We start from the raw sequence: 13,510 nt of genomic DNA on the forward strand, positions 1-13,510 counted from the left end.
TCTACTCCTTTTTATTATTGCGATTTTTATCTTTATTGTCAATATATATTTTAAATTTATAATTTTCTGCTCGCTGTTTTACTCGATAAAACCGAACTTCCAAGTCGCGAGTTTTACTAATAGCTTCTAAAGTTTGGATATCTGAAATATTTTTTATTTCATCAATGTATTTTAGACTTTTAGCTTTGAAAGCACTAAATCCCGCACCTTCAATTTTATGAAAGCGATTTTTATAGATAAAATTTAAAAGAATTATAAGTGTAAAAATTATTATCATTAAAATTGTAACAAAGTATGGAATTCATAATTGTCCTCCAAACCCAAAATCTACAGATCACTTAAGTTCAGATCCGCTATAAAAATCATATTTCATATTTGGAGCATTAACTCAAGCCGCTTGTAAAACATTAATCATGTATCGATGCGGGATAAAGTAAAGAATTACTTTAAGTCATTGGTATTGAATAATTAAATGATATGGAAATCCCAGACCCAATAAATAGGTAATGAAGAAATATAAAAGTGTCGCAATGGCCATCATTACTTGTTGATTCTTAAAAGCAATAAAAATTACATAGCTTAGAAGAATTGAAATTAATCAAACTAGAAACAGTCCAGTTGAAAGCATTGCTCAATTTATTTCTGATAAGTATGCTCTCTGCTCAGGGAAAAATGCTTGCCCAATTCCAAAAACTAGAATAGTAACAAAAATACAGTTAAAAAGATTAAAAGAAAAAATGGCAAAAAATTTAATAGAATTGGATATTGGCGTATTATCTAGTCTTTCGCTAAAACCCTTTGTTCTTCAGTCTGAAATTGTTCTAAGAAAAGTACTAATCGAGTTTCTGGCTATACCAACCGCTATGGCAGAAATTAATAAAAATGGGTCATCTTGCTTAAATGAAAGTCAAATTAACAAAGTTAAGATTGTTACCCCAATCCCTAAAGATAAATTAATATAACCCTTGAGCCAATTTTTTCACTGCAATCGGTATAAAATCATAATTGTTTTTAAATTTTGTTTCATGAGCTATTTACCCCCTTTTGCTTGAATTGGTGGTTCAATTTTATCGGGTCTTGCTTTTTTCCCAGAAATAACTTGATCAAGTTCTTCTAAATTCTTAGCTTCTTTAAAACGATAAATTCGATTTAAATGCTTATGAATTCCTGGATAACCTTTGAAGCGCTTTGCATTATATGAAAATTTCTTGTAAAAAATAATTGAAATTCAAATTGAGCAAATTAAAATTAATAAAATTGTCACTAAATACGGAATTCATGTTTGGTTCATATATCCAAACCCATTCTTAGCAAAAGTTCCGTCTCCCATTGGATATGACATTGTTGTATCCCCAATTCAACCCGCTTGCATAAGGTTTAGAACATAGCGGTGTGGGAAAAAATAAGTTATGACATTTAAAGTATTATTTGAATTAATTAAGTAGTATGGAATACCAAGACCTAACATGTACATTGGAATAAAATAAAATCAAACAAAAATCGAAATGATTACTTCATTATTCTTAAATGAAAAAGCTATTATTATGGCAATCAAATTTGATAAAATAATCATTAAAAATAGAGAGCTTAAAAACATTAGTCAGTTAACATTAACAAGCAAGGCGCGTTGTTCTGGAAAACACATTCCTATTCCGAATAATAAAAATATTACCATAAAATTCATCACAAAATTAAAGCTTAATAATGAAAATACTAAAATTCTTTTCGAAATTGGTGTCAGTAAAAAGGCTTTTACTAGATGCTTATTATTAAAATCATTAATTGTTCGACCAAAATTATATAGAGAATTCCTAATAACAGCAATCCCAATAGCAGAAGCTAATAAGAATCGGTCAGTTGTAACACCTTTGTTTTTAAACATTAATCAACATATTAAAGTAAAAGTGGTGATAACAATTCCCAAAACTATATTTGTAACGTCAGTTCAATAGTTATGAAATTGAATTTTTCAAAGTTTTTTAAAAATTACTCAATTTCTTTTCATATTATCCCCTTCTAACTATTTTAAACTGCGTTTAAATTTTTTATAATTTTTTCGCTCCATTTTTATAATTTTCAATTCTTTACGAATATACTTTTGCTTCATTTTTTCTAATTCTGTTTGATCGCTATTAATATTTAATAATTTTTTCTTTTTACCACCAAAAATAATTTCATTTGATCTAAAAATTGGTTTAACCTTAATATTTAAATAATCAATAAAGTCTTTAATTAATTTTTCAATTTTTTTCAACTTTAAAAAATTACTATTTTGTTTTATAAATCTCTTAATTTTTTGTAACTCTACTTTAGACCTCTTTGTATTTGACTTAATTAGTCTTCTTAAATTGATAACATTTTCTTTTTCTAGACTTTGATTAGAAAGTTCTGTAATTTCATTAGCGATTTCATCAAAATAAAATAAAATATTTTCGACAAAAATTTCAAAAGAACTTTCTTTAACGAAAGTGTACTTTTCAAAAGCCTTTTCAATTTGCTTTTTAAGACCTGTTAGTTGTAGATTATAATCTCTTAAAATCGGTTTAAAAAACGGATCGGGCTTTGGTTTGATAATTTTTGAAGTAATTTCATTACTAATTTTTTTGATGTAGTTTGCTGCTGAAAGATATTTTTGCTCTAGTTCGAATATACTACGATCATCAATAATGTGACCATCATTTAAGAAAATAACTCTTGATGCATATTGGTCAATAAAGTCATGGTCAGGAGAAACTATTATCAAAGTTCCGTTATAATTTTTAACAAAGCTTTCAAAAAATTCAAAAATTCTTGTTCTAAAATTATAACCAATCGATGATGAGATTTCGTCTACTACAACTAGTTCTGGTTTGTGAAAAAAAGCTAGAAACAAACTAAACATTTGTAAATTAACGACACTCAATTTTGAGAGTGGTTTATTAATAAAAGCATTGATTTCAAAAACTTCAATTAATGTTTGAATTCAAACCTCATCTTCCATTAAAAAAATGTTTTTGTAAAGTTCAATTATATCTTTTGTAATAAAGCCGCTTGGTCAGCTTTGATCACGAAATTGAATTCCAACAGAATTGAAAACTGAATCCTGAGTAAAGTAATAGTCAATAAATCCAGCGGTTTGAGCTAAATTATTAGCAATAATACTTGCTAGAACGCTCTTACCACTTCCGTTGGCTCCAAGAAAAGTTACTATTTCATTTCTATGGATTTTTAAATTTACTTTTTTTAAGGCCCAAGCTCCCTTTTTAAATATTTTAGAAACATTATTTAATTCTACAAGGACATTACTTTCTTTTTCTTTCATTGATAAAACTCCTTAAACATTTATTGATTATTGATTATAAATTGATTCGAAACCTTCATATACTCATCATAATTCTTTACAATAGCTTTAGTATGACCGCCGCTCTCAAATAATTTTAACTCATTATTGGCTGATTTTTCAGCATTTGTTTTAGCTTCATAAATTTTAACGCTATCTTGATAATTTGTTACATCATCATCAATTGTATGAATCAATAAAATTGGAAAACTTTTAAGATTTTTAGGGATTAACTTTAAATAATCAAGGTTGTCTAAGTTTACATCATTTTCATCACGATAAATATCAATTATGTCTTGTTTAACAACTGATAAGTAATTACCAAAAATTGATGGAGCTTGATGGTTGATTAAATATTCTAATGCTTTGGGAGCGCTCATAAAAGTAGAATCAGAAATCCCAAATTTTACTTTGTGTTTACGAATGAATTCCTCTTCGGTAATTGAAAAATAATTCAATGTAAAAGCACCCATACTAGTTCCTGAAATACCAATAGACTCAACAACCTCGTTGGCTCAAAGATATTTAATTGCAGCTTTTAAATCTCAATTTTCTTTGTATCCCAAAGTAATAATGTCATTATCACTATTACCATGACAACGAAAATCAAAAACCATTAAATTGTATCCGAGTTCTCGATAATTTCAAATTGAAAATAATTTAGCAATCCCAGAACTTGAATAACCATGTAAACCAATAATTCATTTGTTAGTTTTAACAGGATTACGATATATTGTTCCTGATAAATTTAAGTTATCCTCTGATTTAAAATTTATTGTTTCCAATTTTACACCATCCCCAATGTAAAGTGGATTGTTTTTAAATTCATCATTAAAAGCAGTATTAAAAAGTTTAACCAAATTATAGTTAACTTTTGTAGTAGAACTACTTAGAAAAGCCAAATTATGTGCTTTATTAAAAAGATTTATTAATTTTCTAGCAATAAAACGATCTTCCATTTTTCCTCCTTAAACACAAAAAAGAGTTTGTACTCTTTTTCAATCTAGTGCTGTAATATAAATTGATAGACTTTATTATCTAGCTTGCGGTAATCACCATCAAGACCATACATAACTCCGGTCAAGAAATCAATTACTCTAACCTTATCTTGAGCAGTTAGTTTTGCGAAACTAACTGTTGCTTTTCGAAAACGAATCAGCGCATCAGCCACTTCTTGAATTTCACTATAACTATTTGGTTCAAAATGAGTTGTGTGACTGATATCAAAAACTTCATTTTCAAAACTAAATCGACTATTTAAAGGTCTTTCATGTGGTGGTTGATATGCTGATTTATTTTCTATTTGATTATTAGCTTCTGCTTTCTTATCTTTTCTTCAGCCCATAATTACTTACCATTTTTTTCTCAAGAAAGTCGGGAAATCACCATCATCATCACTATTATCAGCAACATTAATTGCATCTGGTTTTGGTTGAAGGTTATCTTCTCCCTCTTTAAATTTATCCATGCGGTTTTGAATTGATACCATTTCATTCTCTTCCTCTTGAACAAAACTTGGACGTTTTGGATCTTGTCGCTCTGTTAAAGGAGTTCGACGATCATAAGCATTTTGCAACGGCTCATCATCAAATTCATCATTAAAGTTTTCAAATTGGTTATTAGCAGGAGCAACATTTTGATGATTCACTTGTTGATCGTAATCATTAAATGATTGAACTTGAGGTTTTGGTTGAATTTGTGGTTCAGCCTCAAAAGTTTGACGATTATTGTTTGAAGGTTGAAAACTTTGACTAAACATTGGTTCAGTTTTACGATAGTCATCTTCAAAGCCGGTTGCAATAACTGTAACGATTAATTCATCGTCTAAATTTTCATTTATAGCGATTCCGAAAATAATATTCAAATCCTCACCACTAGCTTGTTGAACAATATCAACTGCGTCATATGCGTCATTTAGAGAAACATTTTTACCACCAGTAACGTTAACAATGGCATCTTTTGCACCACGAACGCTGGTTTCCAATAACGAAGAAGTGATAGCTTTATTAGCAGCTTCAATAGCTTTATCAGGACCTTTTCCAATACCTATTCCAAACAAGGCATTACCCTTACCACGCATTACAGTTCTAACATCAGCAAAATCTAAATTGATTACTGATGGAACAGCAATTAAATCAGTAATTGTTTGAACACCTTGTTTTAAAATATTGTCAGCTTCGCGGAATGATTCAGCTACAGGAATTCCTCCAATTATGTCTAAAAGACGATCATTTGAGATAATTATAATTGAATCAACATATTTTCTTAATTCTTCAATTCCTTGAACTGCATAAGAATTTCTCATACGTCCTTCAAAACGGAATGGTTTTGTAACTATTCCGATAACTAGAGCTCCAGTTTCTTTGGCAATTCTAGCAATTTCGGGAGCTGCACCAGTTCCAGTACCTCCACCCATTCCAGCAGCAATGAAAATTAAATCACTTCCTGAAAGAACTTCTTTTAGCTTAGCTTCAGTTTCAATCGCAGCTTGTCTTCCAATATCAGGGTTTGCACCAGCTCCTAATCCTTTTGAAATTTCAGCTCCAATAACAATCTTAGTTTCAGCTTTACTTGCAGCCAAAACTTGTGCATCAGTATTTGCAACAATAAATTCGACTCCTTGGACGTTTTCTTCAACCATGCGGTTAACAGCATTACATCCACCTCCACCGACTCCAACTACTCTAATTTTAGCCGTTTGGTTTAAATTTAAATTTATTTCGCTCATATTTTTTTCTCCTAACTAATTTCTTGATTTTATTAATTAATATTATTAACAGATTGGTTTTGTTCCGTTTGTTTTATAATACCATTTTGTTTAACAAAATTGTAATTTTATTGAAATTTTGAATTTCTAATATTATGACCATGGCTTATAGCTGCAAAATTTTGGGGTTGGTGAAATTGACCATTTAAATTTGCATGCTGAAATGTATGATTATGATTTGGCAATAACGGTTGATGATTATGATTGTGTTGTGGCCCAGCCATATGACCTAAATTTGGATTTTGATTATAAACTGAAGGGGTTGGATTAATTTCTTCAACCATTTCGATTCCAGTTGAAGTGGTAATCACCTTGCTATTTTTATTAGTAATGTGTTCTTGAATCATGATTCCACATAAGGCAGTAGTTCAAATATCATTTCCCCCAATTACATCTGAGTAGTAAATCATTTGGTGATCAATCAACTCTTTTGAAACAAGTAATTCTTCAAAACCAGAAATCTCAGTAATTTTGCCAGTATGGTAAATTTGATAATCGTTGTTAGTATTTTGGATAATTTCGTGTTTGATAATGTTATTAAGTTTACGCATAATATTGCTAATTAATTCACTGAAAATGTTTTTAAACTCTCCAATTGTTAATTCAAAGTTTTTATTTTCGTTTGTTAAGTGTTTTCTATAAATTATTGATTCACTTAAATTATTTGATTTAAAATCAAGGATTTTAAATAAGTATTTTTTAACAACATCAGGTTTTGTAAATATTTTATTACCAATTTCAATTGCCATTTTGTCTAAACCAACATTAATTGGAGTAATTCTTACCAAAGTTTCTTGAGCAAAGATATTAAGTGAAATATACTCAGAATCTCAGTTAACAACTAGAGAAATTTTGTTTCTTAAATCAGCGATATTTACAATTTGTCTCGCCAATGCATAAGGTTTAATTAAACAGTTTAATACATCATAGCCAGCCATTTTAACAACTTGTAAGTGAGAATTATAAACTTTTGTTGGAATTGTGTAAACATTTGAATACATTGCAATTTTATGAGCAACAGCCCCTAATGGAGCTACTCCCTTTTTGTAAGTATCATCGATTACATAACGAGTTGGTTTAATTGAAACAACTTTACGGCTATCAGAATAGTTAACATCTTTGGCCTCGTTATTTAAGTGAATGATGTCTTGTTGAGTTACGATTCTAGCAGGACCCCCATTACTTATATTTAGTGTTGAAATTGCTTCCTTAATTTCTGTATCTTTTTCAGGAACCACAACTGCAATTTTTAATATTTTTTTGTTAAAGTTTCTTTCATATTCCTTTACAGCTTTTGCTAATAAGTTTGAAACCATTTTTGAATCAATTACTTCGTTTTCTTGATTTAATCAGTTTCCATTTTCTTGAAATTTGTATAACACTTTCAAGGTTTTATTGCTTTGGTATTTACCAACAGCAAAGCGCAATTCGTTTTTTGTAATCTCTAATGCAGCGTATATTTCACTTCTCATTTTTTTGCTCCTTCTATATTTTTTTAATAGCTCATAATTTTGCACTATGTGCACGATTATTTATCATAATTTCTTCTTCGCTGGGTTTAATAGGCTTTTTAACAGCAAGTTCAAAATCTTTTTTTGATGTCATTGGGATTGGTAATTTTGCAATGAATTTATCTTGCTCGTCAATTGTTACTGATTTAAATACTTCTTTCACAACTTTTTCTTCCAGTGATTGAAAGGTAATTACCGCTAATATTCCATCTTTTTTTAGTAGTTTTAACGAACTTTTTAAAGCCATTTTAAGAACTTCTATTTCATTGTTAACACAAACTCTCAAAGCTTGGAAAACCTTTTTAGCGGGATGTTTTTTTTCTTTTAAAACTTTTTGTGGCAATGCAGTTTTAATCACATCAACAAGTTCTAGAGTTGTATTGATTTGTTTTAATTCTCTAGCCTCAATGATGCGATTTGCAATTCTCACTGCATAGTTTTCTTCACCATATTCTCTAAAGATTTGGATTAAATCCTTCAAACTTCATTCATTAACGATTTTTCAAGCAGTTAATTCATTACTTTTCTGATTCATTCGCATATCAAGTTTTCCTTCAAGACGATAACTAAAACCCCTGTCTGCATTATCAAATTGTGGTGAAGAAACTCCTAAATCGAATAAAATTCCATCAACTTTGAAAACATCATTCAAGGCCAATAGAGTGGCAATTTCGCTAAAATTACCTTGCAGAATTCTAAAATTTTTACCCACATTTTTTAGTACACTTTGACTATATTCAATGGCTGTTGTGTCTTGATCTAAACCAAACAGTTGCCCAACCGTTAGGCGCTTTAGAATTTCTTGACTATGGCCAGCTCTACCTAAAGTTGCATCCACATAAACTCCTGATTCCTTAATATTTAGAATCTGTAAAGTTTCTTTTAATAATACTGGAACATGTAGTTCAGTCATTATTTTGCTCCGCCTAATTGGTTTGCAACTTCTTCAAGATCTGTTAAGTGGCCATTGCTATAATCTTGATATTTTTTGACATCTCAAATTTCGATTTTATCTCCAATACCTAATATTAAGACATTTTTTGTAATTTCAGCCAGATTTAGTAGATTACTTGGAAGTTTAATTCTTCCAGCTGAATCAAAATCTATTTCTGCTGAGTTTGAGAAAATTTGTCTTGCAACTAGTCTTGCATTAGAGTTAGTAGAACTATGCTGAGAGATTTCCTTATATCAGATTTCAAACTCAGTTTGACTACGAATCTCTAAACAACCCTCAAAACCCTTAGAAACATAAATAGTATCACCTAATTGGTTTCTTAGTTTTGAAGGAATGGTTAAACGTAATTTTTCGTCTAAATTATGTTCGAATGTACCTAATAACACAAAATCCCCCACTTTCTCCCACTTGAAAACATTATATATCTTTTTATGGTCATAGGCAACATTTTTTCAAATTATTTTCAAAAAAATAATAAATTATATAAAATGACTTTTATCGCTAAAACCCAGTGTTTATGGGCTTTTACAGGTAATAAAAGCTCAATTTACTACTTATTTTTAAAAATAATTGAAAATAAAAAAAATAATTTAAAATTATTTTTTTTATTAGGCTTTTAATTTTGATTTTTCCTCCCACTTTTAGACACAATTATCAAATAATCTGGCTTTTTAGCTAATAAAAAGCAAAAAAAATTCAGTTATATTCATGAATAAACATGAATATAACTGAATTATTAATAGAACTAAGTTAATTGAAAATTAATTTTCAACTCTAACTACTTCTTTGCCTTTATAGTTTCCGCATTCTCTACATACACGGTGTGGTCTAATCATTGCCCCGCAATTCTGACAAGAAATAATTGCGTTTGAAACTAAACTTAAGTGACTACGACGTTTGTTTTTCGCAGCCTTACTAGTCTTTCTAAATGGTACAGCCATATTAACACCTCCTATTTTTATTTAATGTTTTTGTCTTTTTCTTGTAATTCAAGAAGTTTAGATCAGCGTTCATCAACGCGATTTTCTTGTTGTTCGTTAAATTGATCTTCTGATAATAAACTTCAATTTTTACCAACCTTAGAAATTGTACCACAATTATTAGATAAGTTCACAGGAATATTTAAAAGAATTTGTTCAATTATTAAATCTTTTAAAACTAATTGGTCGTTTAAAATCAGGTTTTGTTGGTCGCTATATTCCTCATTAAAGGTATAACTATCATCTCAATCAATTGAGTTTTTATAGGGAAATGTGCCTCCATTTCTAGCATCAATAGCCATTAATTCAAAGTCAATTTTACCCTTTATTTCAACAGATTCCAAAGTATCAGAGTAGTTGATTTTTCCTTTAAATTGAATTTTATTAAATCCCTTTACTAAATAAGCTGAAAAATCCTCGTCTTGGCTTATTTCTAGTTCAAAATTTAGATCAATTTTCTTTTTATTGTTCAGTTCTCTTTTTGTATAGACATTCATTTTATCTCACCTTATAACCTAAATTTTCAATATTTTTAAGAATTTTATTAAATTCTTCAGCTACATCTTGATCTGATAATTGTTTTTCAAGAGAGTTAAAAGTGAAATTCATTGCAATTGCTTTGGCATTCTTGTTTTTTAATCCCTCATCTTGATAAACATCAATTATTTTATAGGCTATTAAGTGGTCTACACTTGCACAAATTTGTTTAATGTGTTGACCTAGAGTTATATCTGAATCTATCTCAAAAGATACATCACGAGAAGTTTTTTGGAATTTTGAAATAGATTTTAATTCAATATTTTTCTTTGACATTAATTTAATTCTTGTTAAATTCATTTCAAGAATGAAAGCGCTTGATACTTTCAAAGCTTGTTCTTTGCGAGGATTTAATTTAAACAAAAAACCAATAATTTCATTTTTATACATTATTTTTGCGTTGATGTATGGATGCATTTCGCTTAATGATTCTTCGTTTAGAAGAAAGTCGATTTCTTCTAAATCTACATTCATAACTCTTAAAACATTTTCACAAATTGATTTTAAGTATTCAAAACTTCCAGGAATTTTAGTTTTATTAACCTTATCATCAATAAAATCACCTGTTGTTGAAATTGTCAAATGACGCTGTCTAATTTTATCCAAATTATAGAGATCTGCTATTTCGTAAAATTTAGTATTTTTATTACCCTTGCTTGAATTAAATTCAATAGTATCAATAAAAGATTTAATAAGTGTTTGACGATAGACTTCGTGATTTTTACTAATTGGAGACATCAATTTGATTGGTTTATTAATTTTAAATAAATCTCAATTAATCGCATCCTCTTCTTTTATTAAAGAGTATGTTTTAATATTAGTAAATCCTGCCCCTATTAAATAATTGGATACTTTACCTTGAATATTTCTCTCTAAATCCTTAGGTTTTTGAGTCATAGGAATCACAGGAGCAATTGGTTTGATATTATCATAACCATAAAGACGTGCGATTTCCTCGATTATATCAGCTTCAAAGTTCAAGTCTAATCTATTTTTATCGCAAATAAATTCAAAAATATTATTTTTTTCACCAATTAGATTAATTTCAAAATCTAAATGTGCAAATAGTTTTCTCAGTCTTGACAAATTAAGTCCAAAGCCAAGGTATTCGCGTATTCTTTTCGATGGTAATAAAATTGTTTTTGGGTCAGTAGCTTCAGTTTTAATAAAAGTTAACCCCTCAAAAGATTCAACAAAATCATACTTATGAAATCAACTAATAGTAACCTCTCATGCTAGATTTACCAGGTTCAAACTCATTGGCTTCATATATCTTTGTAAGGCACAATTTGATAAGTTTAATTTTTTTTGTTGGCGACGCATTAAAATTGGGTTAATGTTTAAATAAAATATTACTAATTGCTCACTTTTTTCAGTTGGTAAAAAATCACTTTCAATTCCTTTACCAAGAATTGAAACTAATTTGCCATCATGTTTTATAACGATTTCAGGATCATTTTCATTTCCTAAGTTAACTATTTCTAAAGATTTAGTAATTTTTTTAGCATCCAATATAATTGCTGGTTGCCCAGATTCAAAACCAATTAAATTGGCGACATCTTCAAAAAAACTATTTTCTTTTTTAATTCCACTAAATTTCATCATCAACTCATCATTTGAGTATAAGAATAGATTTTCTGATTTTAATGAATAAATCTTTTTTGTTTCAATTAAAGTATGGGCCACCATTTTAATATCATCTCTAATACTTTCAGAAATTTTAACATCAAATTTAGTTTTTTGAGAACTTTCTTTTAAACCCGTCTCCAGATTTAGATTGAAGTCTCGCTTAAAGTAATTGGCAATTTCCTTCCCGATTTGGAAAGCAGAAAGGGCATCACTTCGATTTAAGGTTAAATCAACTTCTCAAGTATAATCTAAAAAACCAATTGTTTTTAAAATCGGAGTCCCTGAAAGTTTATATAAGTCATCTTTTGAATGAATTTCATAAATACCATCTAGTTCTTCTTCGGTTTGAAACTCTTTTCCTAAACCGATTTCTTCTAATGAGCAAATCATTCCCTCTGATGTTTTACCTTGAATTTCCCTTTTATTAATTGTTAGTCCGTTGGCAATCTTCATCCCGGGTAAAGCAGTTATAACAAATTGCCCTTCTGCTACGTTTCCAGCTCCACAAAGAATTAAGTGAGGCAATTCAGTTCCAGTATCAACAAAAGTGGTACTCAAAGCAGTGCCTTGTAGTTTTTCACAAAAACCAACATGACCTAATACTAATTCATCATTTAAATTATCATAATTTTTTTCTTCTTCAACTTCAAATCCCAGCGAATTTAATGCCACCGAAATTTGAGAGTTGGCTATTCCTTTTAAGTCAATATATTTTTCTAGTCAATTTCTTGTAATTATCATCAGTTTACCCCTTCCTAATTACCAAAAAAATGAAATTGATTTAAAAATCTAATATCATTTTCATAGAAATCTCTAATATTAGAGATTCCGTATTTTAACATCGCTATTCTTTCAACTCCAACTCCGAAAGCCAAAGCGGTGTTTTTTTGCGGATTAATACCATTTAGTTTTAAAACATTCTCATTAAACATTCCTGATCCCAAGATTTCAATTCAACCAGAATTTTTACATAATTTGCAGCCACTTCCACAACATTTAAAACAGCTTAAATCAACTTCTGCACTTGGTTCGGTAAACGGGAAGTAGCTAGGACGCATTCTAATATTAACATTGTCACCAAATAGTCTTTTACATAAATATTGTAAAATTCACTTTAAATTTGCAAAAGAAATTTTTGGTCCAATCAAAAATGCATCAATTTGCATAAATTGGTGCGAATGGGTAGCATCATCAACATCACGACGATAGACATTTCCAAAACTAACTGATCCGTGTTGCTTTACATCTCCACTTAATAAGGCAAGTTCTGATAAAACTCGCGATGACATGTTGGTACAATGAGTTCTTAAAACCTCTTTTTCGTTTACATAAAAAGTATCTTGCATATCTCTTGCTGGGTGTCCCTCAGGCAAGTTTAAACGCTGAAAATTATACTCATCCTCTTCAAATTCAGTACCATCAACCATCTCAAAGCCTAACTCTGAAAATATTTCACTTAATTCTTCAATTACTAAGTTTAATGGGTGTTTTGAACCAAAACTCATTTCTAAACCTGGTAGTGAAACATCCATTTTTTCAGAGCTTAATTGAGATTTTAAATCTTCTTGGTCAAATTTATCTTGTAGAGCATTAATTTCACCAAGAATTTGATTCTTAATTTCGTTGGCTAATTTACCAGCTTCTTGACGAGTCTGAGCGTCAACATTTCTTAATTGTTGTAAAATTGCATTCAAAGGCGAATTTTTGCCCATAAATTCTTTTTTTAGCTCCTCCACACTCTCGCGTGATGAAGAATTTTTAATTCTATCATTAAAATTAATTTGTAGTTCTTTTAGTTGATCTATCATCTTA

The 13,510-nt window shown here is 29.4% G+C and carries 12 protein-coding genes and 1 pseudogene; all 13 read right to left on the reverse strand.

Annotated elements, in window-relative coordinates; genetic code table 4:
* Position 1: 1 nt before the first annotated feature.
* The 13 genes and pseudogenes from SALLE_RS03230 to pheS all read right to left on the reverse strand — a co-directional run bounded on the left by SALLE_RS03230 (position 2) and on the right by pheS (position 13,506).
* Positions 2–1,027: an ABC transporter permease gene (locus tag SALLE_RS03230; RefSeq protein ID WP_115558193.1), complete on the reverse strand. Its 1,026-nt coding sequence runs from the start codon at positions 1,025–1,027 to the stop codon at positions 2–4.
* Positions 1,028–1,030: 3 nt separating this feature from the next.
* Positions 1,031–2,005: a hypothetical protein gene (locus SALLE_RS03235; protein WP_115558194.1), complete on the reverse strand. Its 975-nt coding sequence runs from the start codon at positions 2,003–2,005 to the stop codon at positions 1,031–1,033.
* Between the two features lie 15 nt (positions 2,006–2,020).
* Complete coding sequence (locus tag SALLE_RS03240) at positions 2,021–3,301, reverse strand: ATP-binding cassette domain-containing protein (protein ID WP_115558195.1); 1,281 nt, start codon at positions 3,299–3,301, stop codon at positions 2,021–2,023.
* Positions 3,302–3,321: 20 nt separating this feature from the next.
* Positions 3,322–4,278, reverse strand: coding sequence for an alpha/beta hydrolase (locus SALLE_RS03245; RefSeq protein WP_115558196.1), 957 nt, complete (start codon positions 4,276–4,278; stop codon positions 3,322–3,324).
* Positions 4,279–4,322: 44 nt separating this feature from the next.
* Positions 4,323–4,664, reverse strand: coding sequence for a cell division protein SepF (locus tag SALLE_RS03250; protein ID WP_115558197.1), 342 nt, complete (start codon positions 4,662–4,664; stop codon positions 4,323–4,325).
* A 234-nt stretch (positions 4,665–4,898) separates the two neighbouring features.
* A pseudogene (ftsZ, locus tag SALLE_RS03255) lies at positions 4,899–6,047 on the reverse strand (cell division protein FtsZ); the annotation flags it as partial.
* Positions 6,048–6,154: 107 nt separating this feature from the next.
* The gene (locus SALLE_RS03260; RefSeq protein WP_115558199.1) at positions 6,155–7,558 is read right to left on the reverse strand and encodes an acetate and sugar kinases/Hsc70/actin family protein; all 1,404 of its coding nucleotides are present in this window, start codon (positions 7,556–7,558) and stop codon (positions 6,155–6,157) included.
* Positions 7,559–7,571: 13 nt separating this feature from the next.
* Positions 7,572–8,510, reverse strand: a complete 939-nt coding sequence (gene rsmH, locus SALLE_RS03265) for a 16S rRNA (cytosine(1402)-N(4))-methyltransferase RsmH (RefSeq protein ID WP_115558200.1) — start codon at positions 8,508–8,510, stop codon at positions 7,572–7,574.
* Positions 8,510–8,938, reverse strand: coding sequence for a division/cell wall cluster transcriptional repressor MraZ (mraZ, locus tag SALLE_RS03270; protein WP_162807945.1), 429 nt, complete (start codon positions 8,936–8,938; stop codon positions 8,510–8,512). Before mraZ ends, rsmH begins: the two co-directional genes overlap by 1 nt.
* Positions 8,939–9,313: 375 nt before the next feature.
* Positions 9,314–9,493 (reverse strand): 50S ribosomal protein L32, encoded by a 180-nt coding sequence (gene rpmF, locus SALLE_RS03275; protein WP_115558202.1) that lies wholly within the window; start codon positions 9,491–9,493, stop codon positions 9,314–9,316.
* A 17-nt stretch (positions 9,494–9,510) separates the two neighbouring features.
* Entirely contained in the window at positions 9,511–10,029 is a 519-nt protein-coding gene (locus tag SALLE_RS03280; RefSeq protein WP_115558203.1) for a YceD family protein, read from the reverse strand.
* Between the two features lies 1 nt (position 10,030).
* Positions 10,031–12,439, reverse strand: a complete 2,409-nt coding sequence (pheT, locus tag SALLE_RS03285) for a phenylalanine--tRNA ligase subunit beta (RefSeq protein WP_115558204.1) — start codon at positions 12,437–12,439, stop codon at positions 10,031–10,033.
* Positions 12,440–12,453: 14 nt separating this feature from the next.
* Complete coding sequence (gene pheS / locus SALLE_RS03290; RefSeq protein ID WP_115558205.1) at positions 12,454–13,506, reverse strand: phenylalanine--tRNA ligase subunit alpha; 1,053 nt, start codon at positions 13,504–13,506, stop codon at positions 12,454–12,456.
* Between the last annotated feature and the right edge of the window lie 4 nt (positions 13,507–13,510).

The organism is Spiroplasma alleghenense (assembly GCF_003363775.1).
In the GTDB taxonomy this organism is placed as follows: domain Bacteria; phylum Bacillota_I; class Bacilli_A; order Mycoplasmatales; family Mycoplasmataceae; genus Spiroplasma_B; species Spiroplasma_B alleghenense.